This is a genomic window from Microcystis sp. M079S1, from assembly GCF_020246425.1.
In the GTDB taxonomy this organism is placed as follows: Bacteria; Cyanobacteriota; Cyanobacteriia; order Cyanobacteriales; family Microcystaceae; genus Microcystis; species Microcystis aeruginosa.
In genome coordinates this window covers 1-20,449 of sequence record NZ_JADBSZ010000317.1, presented here as the reverse complement: position 1 = coordinate 20,449, position 20,449 = coordinate 1, and the positions used below count along the sequence as shown (strand labels likewise).

Below are 20,449 nucleotides of genomic sequence, written 5' to 3'. Positions count from 1 at the left end.
GCCAAGCTTTTCTGGTCGGAACCCCCTAAGCCGAGTTTTCAAGGTGCTGCGCCGTCCACTTGGTTTTCGAGACTGGCCTTTTAATTCTAACGTAAAGCCAACCTAGAACGGCGGGGTTTCAGACCCAAAATTTCCGATGAATCAACCCTACTAGGGCAAGGGGGGGCTAATCTAAGAATAAGCGGTTTAAATGCGTCTTAGCTTACCAAGTTTTTATTTAGGGCTTGCTGAATAATGGTAAAACCCTTTTAAAATAAGGCTTTTGACCTGTTAAAGTCCGATGTTAGTGCAAGAAAATAGGATTGGGACTTTCAAAAACCTTGCATTATCCTTCTTATAGTACATAAATTGGTACAAAAAACAATGGCAACAAAGCCCGAAACTCCTGACTCCTGACTCGGAGACTCCTGACTCCTACCCCCAGGAAAAACTTTTTCAGCAGACCCTATTTAATAGATTTATTGCAGATATTTAAGAATTGTGTGCGATTGCCCCGTCAAACCTTTAATCGTGCTAACTCTGAGTGGCCAAACCAAGGTACAATCAAGTTGTGAGTAAGTTTTTCCAGCAAGAGGGAAAAGCGATGAAACTCCAAGAGAAGACAGAAAGTAACTTCAGAAGCCGCAAAGCAGAACGGGACACCACAGAAAGTTCTTTGCAAGAAGCTGGCTTAGAGTCTAACTCAGCTATTGATTCGCTGGTAAGGCGAGTGCGCCACCGCCAAAATCGCCTTCAAGTCCTTTTCTTGGGCATAAAACTGGGCATTCCGGGGTCGGAAAAAGCCTTGAATAATGCTCTCTTTCGCTACGGCGATGAATACATGGCTCTAGATTACTTGAATTGTGGTTCTCCTGAATTGGACAAGGGGGGGCGACATTGGGCTTACGCTCATGGCTATCGAGTTACCTCGTCTAAGTGTGGATTTGGTACGGGAGTTGAATGTCCCGGAGGGGTTAAATGGGGTCAATTTTAGGGTTTTAGATTCCCATTAGTAGGTGAGGAGTGAAAGGACTGATTAAGAAAATTCTGGTTTCAGGGGAGGCTAATCATGTTAACGCTTTTTCGACCTAATGTAAAAAAACTTGAGGCTGAGGGGAATGTCGAAGGTTTAATCCGTGCCTTGCAATACTCAGATATTAACGAACCTTGGTCGCATCAGCCAAGGGAAGTCCGTTGTTTGGCTGCTGAGGCACTAGGGAAAATTGGCGATGGGCGAGCCTTAGAGCCACTGATTGCTTCCCTCAAGGATGAGGATCAAACTGTTCGACAGGAATACGCCAGCGCACTAGAAACATTACATCAATCGGGTTTGCCTGTAATAGAACGACTGATTACAACTCTCAAAAGTGACAAAGATTTAGAAATAAGACAAGTCTCCGCTACAGCCCTAGAGATGCTTAACTGGCAACCTGATAGGGATGAGGACGGAGCGACCTTTTGGATTGTCAAAGGTGAATGGGATAAGTGCCGGGAGATTGGTGCGCCTGCTGTTCTTCCCCTAGTTAATACTCTCTGCCAAGGAGATTTGGAAGTACAGGAAGCGGTGGCTCGAACACTGGTGCAACTTGCTGATCGACGTGCCATAGATCCTCTCATTGCTGTACTCAAAGATAGGGATCGGAGTGTTCGACAGGCATCTGTCAGTGTTCTAAAAAAATTACACCAGTTGGGGTTGCCTGTGATAGAACACCTGATTGCTACTCTCAAGAGCAAGAGTGAGAATTCAGAGATGAGACAAGCAGCTGCTACAGCCCTAGAGACGCTTAACTGGCAACCTAACAAAGATGAGGATGGAGCGACATTTTGGATCGTCAAAGGTGAATGGGATAAGTGTGAGGAGATAGGTTGGACGGTCGTTATTCCCATCATTAATACTTTCAGGGATAAGACAGCATGGGTTTCGCTTCAGAACTACTTAATTGCACGTCTAAAAGATAAGCAAATTGACACCCGAGTCAAAGCAACCGAGGCTTTAGCTGAAGTGGGAGATATTACAGTTGCCTATCCGTTACTTAGAAGTCTTCCTTTTTCCTGTTCTGCAAACTGGAGAGCAGGTTATTCAACTAATAACAGTTTGACGCGTGTGAGTTGGGATTCTGACAAAGAATCAGATTTTCAAGACTATAAGTTACAGGTGGTTTCGGCAAGTAAAGCTTTAGCCAAGATTTATAGATATGAACCCGATAAATTGATCAAATTGTTTCAAAAATTGAGGTTCGGTGGTAGATTTATAAACCGATCTGATATTTGGATGGGAATTCCGATCATTTGGGCACTTTGCGAAATAGGTAATAGGAAAGCAACCGAAACTATTGTCAATTGGATCTTTGATCTAGGATCCCATATACCTGACCCCAATGCGTTTGCTTGGACGTACAATCACTTTGGTGAAATTCGATCTGTTACTTACTTTTTGCGAGACATAATTCCACCCGATGTTTTACCTAAGCTTCTGGGAGATTACACCGACTTGCTTTTAGATTTATTAACATGGAAAGTCTCTAGCATTTACCGAGAACTTCTAATTCAAGGGGAAGGCAATTTTGGGGAACTGATGTCTTATGCATTGTCTACTTGGGGTCAAAACGAGGATGCTGAGTTCGATTTTTCCATCTGTACAGAGGCACTCCAAAAATTTTGCCTACGCGATACACCCGTTGCCAACAACATCCTATGTAAGTTTCTCCAGAACCCCGAGAAAATAGAATTGAGTTCCTACAAGGTTGAAAATCCAACAAGCACTACTTATTTTACCAATTACCTCAATTGCGGAAATCTTCACACGATAGTGAGAGTAATATTGCGCGACCGACATTGGCCTCATTACATTCCATCAGCCTACTTAGATGAGATTTACTTCGAGAACCCAAAAACTTCTTCTTCGCCATCAGAAAAGCAAAATACAGCGTAGTCCTTGCCAGAGATTTTAGAACAGCCTGACTTAGATATCTAAACAGGAAAAGTGCCAACTAATTGAAATCCGAAAGGGAGGGTACAAAATCATGAAAACCCTATCTCCAATGAAATCTTATTACAGCCGAGAATGGAACTTCTCGATCGCCTATCCGACAGACTGGGAAATTCTCTGGGAAAACGAACCGGCTGGCTCTTGGACAATTCCCATTGCTGTCGCGGGGAAAGAGGGAAGTGGCGGTCGTCCCTGTTTCTCAGTTAACGTTCGCCGAGGCAAAATTCTCCAAGGAAACCCCCATCTTAAGATCACAGGTTTGCGAGAAGATGGGAAACTCATTGAATATCCTAGCACGCCCCAAGAGTACATCGAGCAGCAAAAAGCCGAATTACCTAGCTGCTTTCCGGGCTTTCAGTTCATTTCTGGGGAAGAAATTCGCCTCGCCCACCAACCGGCGGCCAAATTAGTTTACCGCTATGACGGAGCTAAGGGGCAGATTCAGGAACAATCTACCACCCTGTTTGGGGTGGAGATCACTTTCCAATTCGTCAGTGAAGTTCCCGTCCAAGAGGCTGCCAAATTTCAACCCGTTTTCAATAGTATCCTTGAGAGTTTCCGCATCGGGGATGCCTCACCTGAAACTTCTAGCAGTACAGAACTCGATAGCCAAGCAACATCGGAGTCAAAAACCCCCGTACAGCTTTACAACCGAGGCGTTACCATCTATCGCACGGGTCATTTCGACCAGGCGATCGCCGCCTTTGACCAATGTTGGCAGTCGGGCGAGTACAAAATGCAGGCCGCCTATGCCAAAGCTATGTGTCAGGGGCAATTAGGTCTTGAGTCTAAAACACCGCCAGAATTTGAGGGCAAGGAAGATGAAGTCGGAGCCACTTACGTCGCCAGTAATTTTGCCTGTTATTTAATCTGCCAAGGTTATCAAGCCGCTTTGACTAATTCCTCCCAAGTAACCGCCAAGGTTAAAGGTTCAGTTTACATTATTAACATCGACGGCTACCTCGGTACTTTTCTCAATGATGCTTGGCGTAAAGAAGGCAAGGAGAGGATTTCCCTCCTCGATTCCAATGCCAATCCCCATCCCACAGAGGCAGACCAGTTGATTATGTCCCTGATCAAGATGGCATCTTCCCTGCCCATGTGTCCCCTGCCAGAAGGAGGTCTGCCCACTGCGCTAAAAGCCGATAACAGGGAGGACAGCCCAGAAAAACCTACCATTGCAGTCGCTACTGAAAAAAGCGGCGCTCTCGCCCCCCTTCTTGATAGTTCAGCCCAGAAAATTGATGATAGTAATTCACAATCGGAAAACCCAATCAATACAGAGATTTCTGAAGTAGATTGTTTTATCAACGATCTTGAAGATCAAGACTACAAGGTTCGTCAGAAGGCAGTGGAAGAATTGGAGAAGAGCGGGTGGCAACCTAAGTTAGATGAGAAAGGAGCAGCCTACTGGATTGTTAAAGGCAAGTTCGATAAGTGTGTTGAAATTGGTTCTCCATCAGTAGCTCCCCTGATCATTGCCCTGAGAAATGAGAACGCCTTTGGGCGTGAGGGAGCAGCCAGGGCATTAGGGAAAATCGGGGATAAGGGAGCGATCGCACCCCTGATCGCCGCTCTAAAAGATAAAAAACCTAGTGTGCGTCAGGCGGCAGCCTCAGCGTTAGGGGAGATGGGAGACAGGCGAGCGATCGAACCCCTGATCGCCATACTGGGCGACGTGGATTATGTGAGTGAGGCAGCAGCAGAAGGGTTAGCAAAAATGGGCAAGGTGGCTATCAAATCGCTCCTGGTGGCCCTGCGTGATCCTCACTACTGGCTACAGCCGGCCGCTTGGCAAGTTTTAGGATCGTTATTGTTACGCCAATACTACAAGTCCTTGATAGTTACTATTACCATTGCTCTTTTAGGACCTGTGGCGATTCAATACTTGTTGGATCTATACAATTTTAACCAGGGTCATCAAGCCTATCAAAGAGCAGACTGTACTACAGCTATCAAACACTTCGACCCAATGCTGAAGGGGTGGCGAGCGATCGACATGGAACAAAAGCGGGCGGTGGCACAACAGGCGCAACAGGAGTGTCTCGCCTTTCAAGTCGCTGTTGACCAGCAAAAAGCAGGTAACTTTAGTGTTGCTTTACTGACCTATAACAATTTTATTAACGATTACAGTAACAGCATTCTGGTCGAAGCCTCCCGTCAGCAGGTTGAGTCTATCTTTGAGACAGTACCACCCTTTGAAATTGCCAGCTATGAGTCCTGCAACAGCATCGGGAATCTTCTGAAAAATTCGCTGATTCCATCTCCTGATCAGAACTTACCACGATTTCATCTGGCTTGCGGTCAGGTCTATCAAACAGAACATTTATATTTAGAAGCCCTAGACCAGTTCAATCAAGCCAAAACCTTGACCAAAGAGCCAGAAATCATCGCTTCTGCTAAACAAGGATATAACAAAGCAGTAGGGTCACTCAGTCAAGATACCGGAAGTCAAGGACAGTCAATTATATCCGCAGCTCGCTCAACGGCCTGCGAGGGCAAACCGGCTAAATCTCCGGCCGTCGGTTTAGGGAAGAGCGAATCTGGTAAGGCTTTAGCCTGCAACGAATCTGTCCTTACCCTCCCCAATTCTCTCAAACCCGTCAAGCCATCCCATTTTAAGTATGTGGTTTCTTTGGCAAAAGACCGTGAAACGATTGAAAATTGTCCCTACTACGCCCTACAGGGCAATGCCACTGGTACTGTAAGCCGTCGGCGACAGTTGGTACGAGTCAAGCTCCGCAGTACGCAAACGGGTAAGATCGTCAAAGAGCGGGTATTTCGGGGTTCAAGACCAGATTATTGCCCATTTCAGTACACATTCCGGGGCTGGGCTTTTCAAGACTACTATCAAGACTATCTTGATGGTGCAGAACCCTCACAGACTGAAATTATAGAATGGCTATCGACTGTTGTGCGCTGATTGCTAACGGGACTTAGACAAAAAACACCTTAAAAAATGGCTAAAAGTCTTATGTGGATGGGATTTTAGCTCAAAAATACCCAAACCCTTTCATATAGCTTTGAGGTCATTTGACCCCTTTTGAAGTGAACATAGCTTATGGCAAGGCTTTCAGCCCTTTTCAACAGCTAAATTGTCTAAGTCCCACTAAGAGCCTCAAGAACTAAGCCTAGCTTATAAGCATAAATACAAGGGAAGGAGATTTTGATATGTATAGATTCTTCATTTTCATTAGTTGGGTCATATCCTTTGTCTGTTTTAATAGATTAGTGCAGACTGATAATCACTGTGTGCAACAGTTTTATGCAGGATTAGGACTCATCTTTTTAATAAGCTTTCCCGCCTTATTTAAGCATTTAGCAGGGAAGAGAACAGAAGTAACATTAGGTGGCAAAACTGTCAAAAACTGGGAAATAAGTGTGGGTTCAGGTATTTTGGCAATATTGATGATGTATTTTGAACGCTTTTTAGGTCTTTGTCAGTAATTTCAATCTCAGAACAACACGACAATCTTTGAATGCTCAGAATTTATTGCTGACTAATATTCAAAGCGAAAAGAATGGGGGAGGTAAATGAATTATGACTCACATCTTGAAAACCCACAAACGGCTCATTACCCTAACAGCTTTAGTTGTTGTTGGAGGTGTTACCCTTCTTGTCTATCCTAGTGTTCGGGATGAAAGCCATTGGTGGCAAACCACTCGTCAAGATACGGCAGAAGCTTATCTCGCCTATCAAAAAGCCTTGCCCCCAGGAAAGCACCTTACTGAAGCAAAAACCTTGTACGAAGACCGATTCTGGAAAGAAGTCCAATCCACTTCAACCATAAAATCCGTAGAAGATTATATTCGAGAACACCCTCAAAGTCCCCATCTTTCTGCTGCTAAAAAACGACTAGAAGAGCTTTATTGGCAACAAGCTCAAGACGGTAACAGAGTGACATCCTACCAGCAATATCTTGCTAAATATCCCTCTGGTCAATTTGTCGAACAGTCCAAAGAGAAAATCTATCAGTTAACCCCTTTAAACCCCAGTGAAATTTTTGCCCGCAATGTCGGAGCAAGTCAAACAAAATCGGGGGTTAAGGTAGAAATATTGCGGGTTTTAGTGGGAAAAAGAAGTGCCATTCAGCCCAATCACCCTCAACTCAATGACAAGGATTTAATTCCTACCAATACAGTTGAATCCCAACCCTTTGCCGATGATGCAGTAGTCGGTGCGATTACCTTCAAAATCACCAATCAGAACAATAAACCGATTAGTTTTATGGCGAGTAATTTTGTTGTTTCTGTAGGCGGAAAGCAGATTCCTTTACAGGATTATGTATATATGAAACACACCACTTTCGGTCATGATTTGATCCAAGGAGATATCTTGCCAAAATCAACCATAGTAGCTGGTATTTGGTTTGATTTAGGAAAGATTAATATTGCCTCTGTTAAGTCAATGAATATCTTCTTAGGTTCTGCTTATGATAAACGTCCTTGGGGCAATAATCCAGAGGTTTATTATCCAATAACGGATGATTTCTTCTTTAATGTGAATTTATCAAATCATAGTTTTGCGCCTTTTCCAGAAGAAGCCAAGTAATTTTTGGTTTGTTGCGAATTTTGGCTAGAAATATACAATTAATTTTGCCTAGGTACTTACCAAAACAACCTACAATACCATCACAGCAAGGTTAATAATTACTTTTCATAAAAAAGGAGAAATGATTATGAAGTTGTTCTTAGATGGCAACAGACTTGAAATTAAAGAAGGGTTATTTGCTCATCAAACTTATTTACTAGATTCATTGAGAATTGTAACCCTTAGTATTCCTAAAGAATACATAACTTTTGCTATAGTATCCATCGAACAAACCAGTTTTCTGCAATTGGACTTGATAGATAATAATATCTGCAAGACAATCATACAGTTATTAATTAAATACTCTCAAGAAAACACATCTTGGGAAAAGATAGATGGCGATTTATATCTAATAGATTACGAAAATAATTCACTTGGAATACCGATTGATCTTATTGTCAAAAAATATCCAAATCTACTTCAAGCAATCCTTGATTATAGAGAAGAGCGAAGATCTAAGTTATTCGAGTGGCTGAGAACAAATCCTGTAGTATATTTAACTCACAATATCTACTTGGGTAAAGATGGATTTAAAAAAGGTGAAACACTTATTCCTTGGAGTAATATTGAAGAAATCTGGTCGTCCCAAGTTAATTTTAATCATGATATCCGAGTTAAGTATAAAAGAGATGGGGGAGTACAGTTCATTAGATTCTTGGGCGATCTGATAAGTTCCCTAGCTTTTTTTGAAAACTATTTTGGATTTGATTTCTTTGTCTTACCTAGTCTTTCAGAGAAGGAAATTAAATTGTGGCGTGCTGATATTAACTTTTGGCAACAGATCTATAAACAGAATCAGCCGATGCTTGCTAATTATAAACCAGAGGTTATTAGCTCAGTGACAAAACCAGTAGGATTCGCAGAAGCCCTTTTTTGGTTCTGGACTCTTTTTCTCATACCTATTGGATTTATGAGATGGGGTCAAGGACGTAAGGGTTGGATGTGGCTAGGGATTGTTTTTGCAAGTGCTGGCATTGGTTTTTTGCCTTGTTTAGTGGATTACTGGATGTCGTTCAGTGCTCAACGCAGTAGAAACCTTGAACCATGGGAATTTTTCCCAAGAACTTTAGATCCCAGAAATCCTTGAGAGCGATCGCTGACTGGCAGAAAGCCGCCGAACTCTATCGACAACAAGGCAATCTGGAAGCTTCCCAAGATGAACTAAAAAAAATTCAATCCCTTCAACAGATATAAAGGAGGAAACCATGAATAAGCAAATCAATCATCAGCCAAATACTCGTCAGCATTGGTTAATTTCGAGGTTGTTTTTCCGAAATGTTGCTTTGTTGGGTTTAACAACCATTCTGATTAATCCGGTAGCTGCTAGTTATGCCCAATCATCTCTAATTCAGAACCTAAATGCTGATAGCTACATTATTGCTCAGACAAGTGCTGATGACTACAACAACCGAGGAATAGACAAAGTAAAAAAAGGGGACTATCAGGAAGCTATTCAATATTTTACCCAAGCTTTGCGTCTTGCTCCCAACGATGCCAACATCTACAACAATCGAGGTTTTATCCGTGTTTATCTTGGGGAAAATCAGGAAGCAATTGAAGATTTTACCCAAGCTTTGCGTCTCAATCCTAGGGATTTCAATGCCTATAATAACCGAGGCATTGCCCGTCGTCAACAGAAAAACTATCAGGGAGCAATTGAGGATTTTACTCAAGCCCTGCACCTCAAGCCTGAATTTACCCCTCTTTATTTTAATCGAGGGAATATCCGTCTAGAATCAGGAGATTATCAGGGAGCAATTGAAGACTATCAGAAAGCAGCAGCCCTCTCTCAGCAACAAGAAAATACAGAGTTATGGGAAGAGGCACTTAACAAAATTCTGATAGCAGTTCAACAACTAACGCTGGATTCGTCTCCAACGCCAACACAGGCGAAAGAACTTAAACAAACACCGACAAAATTGCCTCCCCCAATCTCAACTTCAACTAAAACAGAAAATAAATCTGAACCTAAGTTTCAATTTCAAGACCTACTCGAACAACAACTAGGCTGGTGGGAAAAAAAATATCCTGGGCAAGAACTAAACTTTATTGTCCTGCGCTTAGGAATTATAGAGAACACTCAAAATGCCTTGAAATATGCTGCTAATTTTAGCGACCAGTGGAAGCGCCCAGTAATAGTTCTTCCGACTTATCCCGGACTTCAATCTGTTAACGCCGTTCTTAACTACTCTTTGCCAAGTATCGTCCCTGATAATGGTGTTGCAGTTCTGGATACCATACTGAAACATGGACACAAGATTGAAGAGCTACACTTTTGGAGTGGTGGTAATGTAGCTTTCAATGCTGAATACAAAGAGTATTTGCAATTTATCCAAGAACATCCAGAACTAGGGCTAGAAAAAATAGTTGGTTTTGGAGGCAGGATCACTGAGCCAACACGGAGAGCTTTCCGTGAAGAAAGTGCTATTGAGATCGTAAACCCACTTGGTTGCTATGTTTACTTGATAACTACGCCCCCTCTGGAACTCTCTGAAGTTTACTCCTTTCCTCCCTTTCCTGTTTTTTCATATTTGATTACTGAGTACATAGGGATATCTTCCGTACTTGTGATAGGGGGTTCTATGCTGCCGCATAACTTGGAATTTTACGAGAATGGCTATGGACAGTTATACAATCTAGCTTGGTCTGGGGAGAAAGTTATGGAGACTCCCCCTCAATTGGCAAGAATATTGGCGACATCTTCAAATACTGCTCCTGAAGAAAACGGCAATTCACAAGTGGTTTCTCGATCTGACATTTCTCCCGATGATGATTCTAAGCCAGTTCACTACATTGATGCCAACGGCAACATTCTTGTAGATATTCGTGATGCAGATCCTAGAGGTGTCCTGTCAAGCTCCAATCTTAACCCACAGGTAAAGGCGATGATCGTCGAAGTAGTTTACAGGCTACAGGCTGAAGGATACCGCCCCTATATCGTAGAGAGCTTCCGAACCCTTGAGCGGCAGAATCAGATCCCAAGTGAAAATACCGGTGCGGCGGCTGGTAGGTCTTGGCATAACTACGGTCTTGCAGTTGATATCGCTTTTTGGAATGATCAAAATACTGTGCCGAGTTGGGCAGAATCACTACCATGGGGACGCTTAGGTGCGTTAGGCAAGGAAGCAGGGTTTACTCAGTGGGGTGGAGATTGGAAGAAACTCTATGATAGACCGCATTTAGAATACCATCCCCAAAACCCCCGTCCATCCTTAGCTCCTGAGAACTGGATAAACCTATACCTAAAAGATCCAGATCATCCTGATCTCGTCAGTGCATGGGCATCAGTAGGCATTCCCACGACACCTGGAGAGGTTTGGTTAGCGGTATCAATGCGTCAGGAAATTACAGAGAATTCTTCAGAGCGTCAAGATTTTGAAGAAGGACTCGCAAAATCTCGATTAAAAGCCCTAGAAGACCACAATCCTGACGGTCTTCCGCCACCACCACCACCAGGGGCAGCAACTCTTCCCCGTAACATCAGTGAAGCGATTAAAAGGGGTGAAATTGCAGTCGAAGCCGAAGGTACAGGCAATCCCTCATCCCTGAGACTCAGAATCACTAACAAAACCAGTCAGTGGACACAGATCGGGATTCCTCCGGGGACAACTTTCAATCCCGGCACTCTGAACACCCAAAACATGATGATATCAAATCCGGATAATTGACCATAAATAAAAAACTTTGTGTCCTATGTGTTTTTGTGGTTTTTCATCATTGTTATTTTGGTTATTCAACCGGATTTAATATGATTCGCTAGATCTATCCAGACAATCAAACCTCAAGGAAGAATTATGAAACCTCTAATTCAAAACATTCGCGCTCCTTCAATCGGTCAAACTATAGTTCCTCTGGCTATGATAACCAGTTTGCTCCTTGCTTTTACCAGCAATTGTAGCGGTTTACTCGCCCAGCCAGAAGATCCCAATTCTTCGGGACAGATATCAGGTTACATCATCAATGTACCACCGGGGAAAACTATAGAAGTTGTCTTGCCTGCTGTTTGCTTAGACTACTCCAAAGACATCCCCAAACCAGATACACGCTTTTCTTCGCAACTGGGAGAAGTTCCCCCAGAAGCCCGCCGCCTACTTGACCTTAACCAACACATCCTACTGCGAGAAGATGCCTATAAGCGCCAAATAGCTCAGATTTCTGCCTTGCGAATTCTCACCATTGAAAACCACCGCATCGTCACCCCCAATGGCGGCAATGAAACTGTATCAAAACCATTTAAGGCTGCCTTAGCTGTAGCCCTCCAATATGCCATCTGGCAAAACGATCCGAAATTTATGAACTCTCAAACCCTGATCTTTACGGCGCTTAAAGAGAACATTCGCCAATCACAACAGATCCTTGAAGACCTGAAAGCTGGCGGCGATGGCATTGGGCTGGATGCGGATACGCAAGGGAAAATTCGTTTGTTAAGACAAATGGGAGTATGGGATAGCGTTAAGGCAGAACTATTTCGGGAAATCGAACTCTCCCTCGCCAAAGCAGAATTAGAGTTGGAATGGCTTAAAGCAGTCACGATGCTTGCCAGCGTCATGCGCCAGGCGATTGGCGCAGATGTCGTTTCAGCCGAGCCAGTAGAACTATCCCCCTGATGGAAAATTTAGGGGCGGAGAAACCCATGAACCGACAACTTCTCAATTTATGTTTAATTGCTCTCCTCAGCCTTGCTGCGACTGATATGGTTGGCTATCGAGTCTCTGTTGCTCAGACATCCCCAGAATCGATGTCCGGGCAAGGTAGCCTCATCAATGGACTCCGCCAAGGACAGTGGCAGTTCTCTCATCCCGGCGGTCAATCCTGGGTCAGATGCCACTATGAGAATGGCAAGCTGCACGGGGCTTGGGAAGTCCGCTATTCTGATGGGAGGGTCGAAGAAACGGGCAGTTACCGGGACGGCAAGCACGAAGGGCAGTGGGTCTGGCACTATCCCAATGGTAAAGTTTACCTGCGGGGTCATTTTGTCGCTGACCAAAAGGATGGTCTCTGGGAATCCTTTGACGAACAGGGCAATCTTTGGTGGAAAGGGTCTTTCTCTCAAGACCAGAAGCACGGCTTGTGGGAAGCTTGGTCAAACGGCATCCTGGTTGAAACGGCTCATTTTTCCCAAGGCATTCAGGAGGGGGAGTGGCGCAGTTTCCACAGCAACGGGAAAGTTCACTTTCAGGGACAATTTCATCAAGGTAATAAAGTTGGCATTTGGAAAGAATACGATACAGCAGGGAGAGAACTGGCATCCATCAACTTTGGAATGTCTAATCAACCAGTTCAGCCTCCACCGACTGACGAATTACACCTAGCCAAACAGGAGTTGCGAAAGCGACTCAATCCCACTTTCCAAATAGACAGTGCTGGACCGTTTTTAATTGCCAGTGAAGCCCCGAAATTCATGACAGATAGGGTGAAAACTTATACAGTCCTCTGGCTTCACCAGCAGATGCTACGAGACTTTACCCGAAAAGCTCCCTCCACTGGCAGCAAGACAATCTATCTTTTCCAGACTCCTGAATCTTACTATAACTATACCTTGCAGTGGTACGGTTACGTTCCCTTAAACGCTGCCGGCTTTGCCACAGACAATGCTTTAATGGTCAATTTGGCTACGGGAACAGGAACTTTAGCCCATGAGTTAGTCCATGCTTACTTACACGCTGATTTACCTTCAATTCCTCCTTGGATTGATGAGGGAATAGCTTCTTTATTTGAGCAAAGTGTGGGTGTAAACGATGAAATTCGAGGGTTACTCAATTGGCGGCTGCCTCTACTGAAGGAGGCTATCCGAGAGAAACAGCTTGTTCCGCTCACTGAGTTAACTCGGCTTGACAGAAACGCCTTCAGTGGGGATGGCATTGAACTCCACTATGCTGAGGCTCGATATTTGTGCTACTACCTTCAAGAATTAGGGCTTTTGCGTCAATTTTATCGCACCTATCGAGACAACTATCAAACCGATCCTCTTGGTATTGATACCTTGCTGCAAGTTCTGAACAAAGACAATCTTAAGGATTTAGAAGCAGGCTGGGTTGGTTTCATCAATACATTAGTAACCCACATTCCGCACCCTCAACTGTCACATAAGCTGTCCCCCTCCAGAGACTTGAGTAAAAATACTTAGCTGGTGAAGGTTTTCTCGGTGGCCGCTAGGGCGGTCTTGAGACCCCTAATTATGAAAAAATAGGAATTGTTGGAAAACTGAGGCAGTGGACTGTTCGACCATGAATCAATCAACAGAAATTGAAGTCAAAAATCTAGACCATCAGGGATTAGTAGCCGGAATTATCGATGAAATAGGAATCGTTGAAATTATCAACGAACAAGTCTCAATTGAGCGAGGAGAAATTGTCACAGCGGGGCAAGTCGTCAAAGCAATTATCCTGAATGGATTGGGATTTGTCTCTGGGTCCTTGTATTTATTTCCTCAATTTTTTGAAGATAAAGCAATCGAACATCTGCTGGGAGAGGGCATCGAACCCAAACAATTAAATGATGATAAAATTGGTCGAGTAATGGACAAACTTTATCAACTGAATGTTTCGGTCATTTTCCTACTGATTAGTTTAGCAGCCGTGAAAAAATTTGGTGTAGGGACCGAGAATTCCCATTTAGAGGCGACTTCTCTATCAGTGGAAGGAGAATATAACAAGGAATACCCAACAGTAGAAATCCTGAAATCAGGAGCAGTGGGAGAAGAAATTGAAACCAGACAACAGCCAATAAAAATTACCTACCGATACTCCCGCGACCGAAGACCTGACTTGAAACAATTTATGATTGACTTAATCGTAAGTGGGGATGGAGATGTACCTTTATTCCTGAAAGTAGGTGACGGAAATGAAGCGGACAAAGCGGTTTTTGGTCAAATCGCCCGAGAATTTCAAAAACCAGTTGACTTTGACAGTTTAATAGTCGGCGATAGCGCCCTGGGGTTTAAAAAGACTAATGAGAGAAATGCGTTGGTTGTCTCGAGTCCCCTTCAGCATTAAAGAGGCTCAAGAGTTAGTCGATAGCATCTCAGAAAAAGAGTTAACCGATGCAGAAATACCGGGTTATTCCTGGCGGGAAACAAGCTCTAACTATGGGGGGATAGAACAAAGATGGTTGCTAGTTGAAAGTCAAACTAGAAAAGAGGCGTTGTCAGATCAGAATATGAAAGATACAATGCAATCCTTGCTATCAAAGTAATTTCAGTTCCAAGCTGATTCGGAGCATCTTTACATCTGACAACGCCCCATTTATTCTTGGGTTAAGCTGTCCTGCATTTAAACTATGTCTTGGAAATTTTATTACCAATGCTCAAACTCTCAAACTAGGGATGAATTTCTGGTATCACTGGTCACTGAAATAGGTACAATAAACAGTGGCTCGTTTTCATAGAGAACTTAGAATGACGCAAAATAATCCCCTAGAGTTGATTGAGAAGTTAGAAACAGGAATCCCCGGCTTTGATTTTCTTTCGGAAGGGGGATTGCCGAAAGGAAGAGCAACTTTGATAGCGGGGACGGCAGGAAGTGCTAAAACGGTTTTTGCCTGTCAATTTCTGGCAGAAGGCATCAAAAATGGAGAAAATGGCGTTTTTGTCACCTTCGAGGAGCCACCCCAAGCACTAAGAAAAAATATGGGTGGTTTTGGTTGGAATATCCGGCAGTGGGAGGAGAATCGCCAATGGGCCTTTGTTGATGCTTCCCCCCAACCAGAAGAAAAGCCGATGGTGACGGGAGAATACGACCTAGGCGCATTAATCGCTCGCATTGAGTTTGCTATCCGCAAAAATAAAGCCAAACGGGTGTCTATGGATTCTTTAGGCGCAATTTTTAGCCATTTAAGTGATAGCGCTCAAGTGAGAAGTGATCTTTTTCGTCTGGCAACCGCTTTGCGAGAATTGGAAGTAACAGCGATTATGACCGCGGAAAGAACCCAAGAATACGGCGAAATCAGTCGTTATGGGGTGGAGGAGTTTGTGGCCGATAATGTGGTGATTTTACGCAACGTTTTAACCGATGAGAAAAGAAGAAGGACGATCGAAATTTTAAAATATCGGGGAACCGATCACCAAAAAGGAGAATTTCCTTTTACAATTATTCCCAATAAAGGGGCCGTGATTATTCCTTTATCAGCTATTGAATTAGAACAAAAATCCTCTAATATTCGTATTACTTCCGGCAGTCTGGAACTCGATAGAATGTGTGGGGGTGGTTTCTTCCGCGATTCGGTTATTTTGGTTTCGGGAGCCACAGGAACAGGAAAAACCCTGATGGTGACAGAATTTATGGCCGGGGGAGTAACCAATGGGGAAAGATGTTTAATTTTTGCCTTCGAGGAAAGTCGAGAACAGTTATTTAGAAATGCTACCGGTTGGGGGGTGGATTATGACCGCATGGAAAAGGAAGGTAAATTAAAGGTAGTCTGCCGTTATCCCGAAACTACGGGTTTAGAAAATCATTTAATTATGATGAAGGAAATTATCGAGGAGTTTCAACCTAATCGAGTGGCAGTAGATAGTTTATCTGCTTTAGAAAGGGTTTCTAATCTGAAAGGATTTCGGGAATTTATTATCGGTTTGACTTCTTTTATTAAGCAAAAAGAGGTGGGAGGATTATTTACTTCCACCACTCCCACTTTATTAGGAGGTTCCTCGATTACGGAAGCGCATATTTCTACAATTACCGATTCAATTATTCTGCTGCGTTATGTGGAAATGTATGGAGAAATGCGCCGCGGTATCACTGTTTTAAAAATGCGCGGTTCTATGCACGATAAGGATATTCGTGAGTTTTCGATCGATCATCAAGGTATGCACATCGGTCAACCTTTCCGCAATGTTACCGGAATTCTGGCTGGAACTCCTATGTACACAGCACAAACAGAAGTAGAACGTTTGAGTGGATTATTCGAGGATCGTAGTTAGGGTTTGCGGCAAAAAGTTTTTCGGTGGGGGTAGGGTGTGGGGTGTGGGGTGTGGGGTGTAGGGTTTTACCGATTTTTATCTGCTCAATTACCTAATTTTCAGGGAAAAAGTCCTGGAATTTTCCCCCTGATCACTCCCAGACGAGGCACTTTTGGATTTTAAAAAGGTCTAAAAGTCTTATCCAACAAGGTTTTTAGATTTATTCAGCAAGCTCTAGTTAAAATATAGCAGTACTTGCTAATCGCACGTCGGTGGTTAGCTTTTTTCTCCCTATCTCCTTCTTGCTTTCTTGATATGTCTAAAAACTTTTGGTTTATTTTTCTAGGTCTTTTACTGATAAATAACCTACATTTATCAGCCTTGGCAGAAACAGTTTTACAAAGAATTGCTCGCACGGGAGAATTAAAAGCGGCAGCCAGAAAAGACGCTACTCCCTTTAGTTATATCGATGAGAAAACGGGACAATGGACAGGTTACGGAGTGGAATTAATGCGCTTAGTCCAACGTCGATTAGCACAAGAATTAGGTAAACCGATTACAATAACCTTTACAGAAGCGACGACTAATAATCGTTTTCAGCAAGTGGAACAGGGACAAGTAGATTTATCCTGTAATGCGGCAACAATCACGGAAGAAAGACTAGAAAAGGTTAATTTTTCTATTCCCTATTTTATGACGGGAGCGCAATTTTTAACTAAAAGGGAAAATGTTGATAAAATAGATATTAATAACACTTTAGCGGCAGTTGCGATCGCCTATATTCCCCACACCACCACCGATAGTATTATTCGTTATATCTATCCTCTGGCTAATTGGCAAGCTGTCAGCGATCGAAGTGAGGCAGTGGCAAAATTACAAAGGGGAGAAGTTAAAGCAGTGGTTAGTGATGGAATTCTTCTACTGGGGGAAATCGTTAAACAAGGACAGGATCCGCGACAATTTGTGCTACTACCCAGTCAACCGATTACCACCGAACTTTATGGCTGTATTTTACCCAAAAACGATCCCGAATGGAAAAAATTTGTTGATACTGTCGTCGGCAGCAATGATAACCAGAAACTTCGAGAACAATGGTTTAATTTAGAAGAAAGTTCTTTCCCCTATAGGATTCTCAATCAACCCTAAAAATAGACTGTGATTGCTGAAAATTAAAAGTAAGTAAATTCTGTTTTTTTTGCTTTTTCCTTGTTACTTTTTCCTGAAAAACTATGTCTTTTGTCGGTTTACATATTCACAGTGATTATAGCTTACTTGATGGTGCTTCCCAATTACCGGCACTCATTGATCGAGCGATCGAATTGGGACAACCAGCGATCGCTTTAACCGATCATGGAGTCATGTATGGTGCGATCGAATTAATTAAAACCTGCCGTAATAAGGGAATAAAACCAATTATTGGCAATGAAATGTATGTAGTCAATGGCGATATTGAAGTCAATCTTCGCCACAGAAAATATCATCAAGTTGTTTTAGCCAAAAACACCCAAGGCTATAAAAACCTGGTTAAATTAACTACTATTTCTAATCTGAAAGGTATTCAAGGTAAAGGCATTTTTGCTCGTCCTTGTATCAATAAAGAGTTACTCCAACAATACCACGAAGGATTGATAGTTACCAGTGCTTGCCTGGGTGGAGAGATTCCCCAAGCGATTTTAGCTAATAACAGGAAACTGGCTAAGGAAACTGCTAAATGGTATAAAAAACTTTTTGGTGATGATTTTTACTTAGAAATTCAAGACCATGGTTCTAAAGAAGATCGGATTGTCAATGTAGAAATAGTTAAAATTGCTAAAGAATTAGGAATTAAAGTAGTTGCTACTAACGATTCTCACTTTATTTCCTGTTACGATGTAGAGGCACACGATGCCTTGCTTTGTATTCAAACTGCCAAGTTAATTACTGAAGACAAACGCCTCCGTTATAGTGGCACAGAATACTTAAAATCTGCTGATGAAATGCGCTTACTTTTCCGTGATCATCTGCCAGAAGATGTGATTGAAGAAGCGATTAATAACACCTTAGAAGTAGCAGAAAAAGTCGAACCTTATAACATATTTAATGAACCGAGACTCCCTAATTATCCAGTTCCTGCGGGACATACTGCTGATAGTTATGTAGAAGAAATTGCTTGGTTAGGATTACTAGAAAGATTAAAATGTCCTTCTCGTCACGAGATTGAACCTGTTTACAAAGAAAGGCTTGAATACGAATTAAAAATGCTACAGAAAATGGGATTTTCTACCTATTTTCTCGTCGTTTGGGACTATATAAAATATGCTAGAGATCATGATATTCCCGTCGGTCCAGGACGCGGTTCGGCGGCGGGTTCTTTGGTAGCATATTCTTTAAAAATAACCAATATTGATCCCGTTCATCACGGTTTATTATTTGAGCGTTTTCTCAATCCTGAACGGAAATCTATGCCTGATATTGATACGGATTTCTGTATCGAGAGACGGGATGAAATGATCCAATACGTTACGGAAAAATACGGGGAGGCTAATGTTGCTCAAATCATTACTTTTAACCGTATGACATCAAAAGCTGTTTTAAAAGATGTGGCGCGGGTGTTAGATATTCCCTATGCCGAATCGGATAAAATGGCGAAAATGATTCCCGTTTCTCGCGGTAAACCCACACCTTTAAAAGTGATGATTTCCGATGAAACTCCCGAACCAGCATTTAAAGAAAGATACGATACGGAACCCCATGTGCGTCATTGGTTAGATATGGCAATTCGTATCGAAGGTACTAACAAAACCTTCGGAGTTCATGCCGCGGGAGTCGTCATTTCTTCCCAACCTTTAGATGAAGTGGTTCCCCTCCAGAAAAATAATGATGGGGCGGTAATTACCCAATATTTCATGGAGGATTTAGAATCATTGGGATTGTTAAAAATGGACTTTTTAGGGTTAAGAAATTTAACCACTTTGAAAAAAACCGCCGATTTAATTAAACAAAATCAGGGTATAGATATCGATCTCGAACAATTGCCTTTAGATGAAAGAAAAGCCCTGCAAATTCGGGCTAAAGGGGAACATAAAAAACTACCTCCCGATATTCTCAAAACCCATGAATTACTAGAAGAAGGGGATTTAGAAGGTATTTTCCAGTTAGAATCATCGGGAATGAAACAGATCGTTAAAGAGTTAAAACCATCGGGTATTGAGGACATATCTTCAATCTTAGCACTCTATCGCCCCGGACCTTTAGATGCGGGATTAATTCCTCTCTTTATTGGCAGAAAACACGGTAGAGAACCCATTCGTTATGATCATCCTTTATTGGAACCAATTCTTAAGGAAACCTACGCAGTTTTAGTCTATCAAGAACAGATTATGAAAATGGCGCAGGATTTAGCGGGTTATTCCCTAGGAGAAGCGGATCTATTGCGTCGGGCAATGGGTAAGAAAAAAGCCTCCGAAATGCAGAAACAAAGGGAGATGTTTATCGATGGTGCTGCTAAAAATGGTGTGGAAAAAAGAATCGCTGAAAATCTCTTTGAACAGATGGTAAATTTTGCCGAATATTGTCTAGGAGGTGAGACGTTAATTTTAACTGAGGAATACGGATTATTGCCAATTGCTAAAATTGTGAGCGAAGAAATTAACTGCACTGTTTATAGTGTAGATAAAAATGGTTTTGTTTATAGTCAATCAATCTCTCAATGGCACGAGCGAGGTTTACAAGAGGTCTTTGAATATACCCTAGAAAATGGGCAAACTATCCAAGCAACCAAAGATCATAAATTTATGACTAGCGATGGAGAAATGTTAGCCATAGATACAATATTTGAGCGAGGTTTAGATTTAAAATCCTCTGATTTTTCCTAAAAACCAAACCCCCCAATCTTGTGGGATTGAGGGGTAGGAAAGAATAATCCTGGCATCGAGCTATTGTCCCGGTCGGCAACCCGACAAGTATCTTGGCCACGGTGAAGTTTCACAACCGAGTTCGGGATGGAATCGGAGTG

The 20,449-nt window shown here is 42.6% G+C and carries 12 protein-coding genes and 1 pseudogene; all 13 read left to right on the top strand.

What is annotated here, in order from left to right:
• The first annotated feature begins 550 nt into the window (after positions 1 to 550).
• The 13 genes and pseudogenes from IM456_RS20440 to IM456_RS20380 all read left to right on the top strand — a co-directional run bounded on the left by IM456_RS20440 (position 551) and on the right by IM456_RS20380 (position 20,309).
• Positions 551 to 973 carry a hypothetical protein gene (locus tag IM456_RS20440; protein ID WP_287712802.1) on the top strand — a complete coding sequence of 141 codons (423 nt, stop codon included), beginning with the start codon at positions 551 to 553 and terminating at the stop codon, positions 971 to 973.
• A 75-nt stretch (positions 974 to 1,048) separates the two neighbouring features.
• Positions 1,049 to 2,911 carry a HEAT repeat domain-containing protein gene (locus IM456_RS20435; protein WP_287693695.1) on the top strand — a complete coding sequence of 621 codons (1,863 nt, stop codon included), beginning with the start codon at positions 1,049 to 1,051 and terminating at the stop codon, positions 2,909 to 2,911.
• 91 nt (positions 2,912 to 3,002) lie between these two features.
• On the top strand, positions 3,003 to 5,891 hold the full coding sequence (locus tag IM456_RS20430; RefSeq protein ID WP_287693693.1) for a HEAT repeat domain-containing protein: 2,889 nt from the start codon (positions 3,003 to 3,005) through the stop codon (positions 5,889 to 5,891).
• A gap of 329 nt (positions 5,892 to 6,220) precedes the next feature.
• Positions 6,221 to 6,415 carry a hypothetical protein gene (locus IM456_RS20425; protein WP_287693690.1) on the top strand — a complete coding sequence of 65 codons (195 nt, stop codon included), beginning with the start codon at positions 6,221 to 6,223 and terminating at the stop codon, positions 6,413 to 6,415.
• Positions 6,416 to 6,509: 94 nt separating this feature from the next.
• Positions 6,510 to 7,520 (top strand): tetratricopeptide repeat protein, encoded by a 1,011-nt coding sequence (locus tag IM456_RS20420; RefSeq protein WP_287693687.1) that lies wholly within the window; start codon positions 6,510 to 6,512, stop codon positions 7,518 to 7,520.
• A 127-nt stretch (positions 7,521 to 7,647) separates the two neighbouring features.
• Positions 7,648 to 8,646, top strand: coding sequence for a hypothetical protein (locus IM456_RS20415; RefSeq protein WP_287693685.1), 999 nt, complete (start codon positions 7,648 to 7,650; stop codon positions 8,644 to 8,646).
• 118 nt (positions 8,647 to 8,764) lie between these two features.
• A complete protein-coding gene (locus tag IM456_RS20410; RefSeq protein WP_287693683.1) occupies positions 8,765 to 11,227 on the top strand; it encodes a tetratricopeptide repeat protein in 2,463 nt (820 codons plus the stop codon).
• A gap of 126 nt (positions 11,228 to 11,353) precedes the next feature.
• A complete protein-coding gene (locus IM456_RS20405; protein WP_287693681.1) occupies positions 11,354 to 12,166 on the top strand; it encodes a hypothetical protein in 813 nt (270 codons plus the stop codon).
• Positions 12,167 to 12,192: 26 nt separating this feature from the next.
• Positions 12,193 to 13,686, top strand: coding sequence for a toxin-antitoxin system YwqK family antitoxin (locus tag IM456_RS20400; protein WP_287693679.1), 1,494 nt, complete (start codon positions 12,193 to 12,195; stop codon positions 13,684 to 13,686).
• A 100-nt stretch (positions 13,687 to 13,786) separates the two neighbouring features.
• A pseudogene (locus tag IM456_RS20395) lies at positions 13,787 to 14,702 on the top strand (IS1634 family transposase); the annotation flags it as partial.
• 253 nt (positions 14,703 to 14,955) lie between these two features.
• Positions 14,956 to 16,476: a circadian clock protein KaiC gene (kaiC, locus tag IM456_RS20390; RefSeq protein ID WP_002797104.1), complete on the top strand. Its 1,521-nt coding sequence runs from the start codon at positions 14,956 to 14,958 to the stop codon at positions 16,474 to 16,476.
• A gap of 294 nt (positions 16,477 to 16,770) precedes the next feature.
• Entirely contained in the window at positions 16,771 to 17,601 is an 831-nt protein-coding gene (locus IM456_RS20385) for an amino acid ABC transporter substrate-binding protein (protein WP_287693677.1), read from the top strand.
• Between the two features lie 83 nt (positions 17,602 to 17,684).
• Positions 17,685 to 20,309 carry a DNA polymerase III subunit alpha gene (locus IM456_RS20380; protein ID WP_287693675.1) on the top strand — a complete coding sequence of 875 codons (2,625 nt, stop codon included), beginning with the start codon at positions 17,685 to 17,687 and terminating at the stop codon, positions 20,307 to 20,309.
• The last annotated feature ends 140 nt before the right edge of the window (positions 20,310 to 20,449 follow it).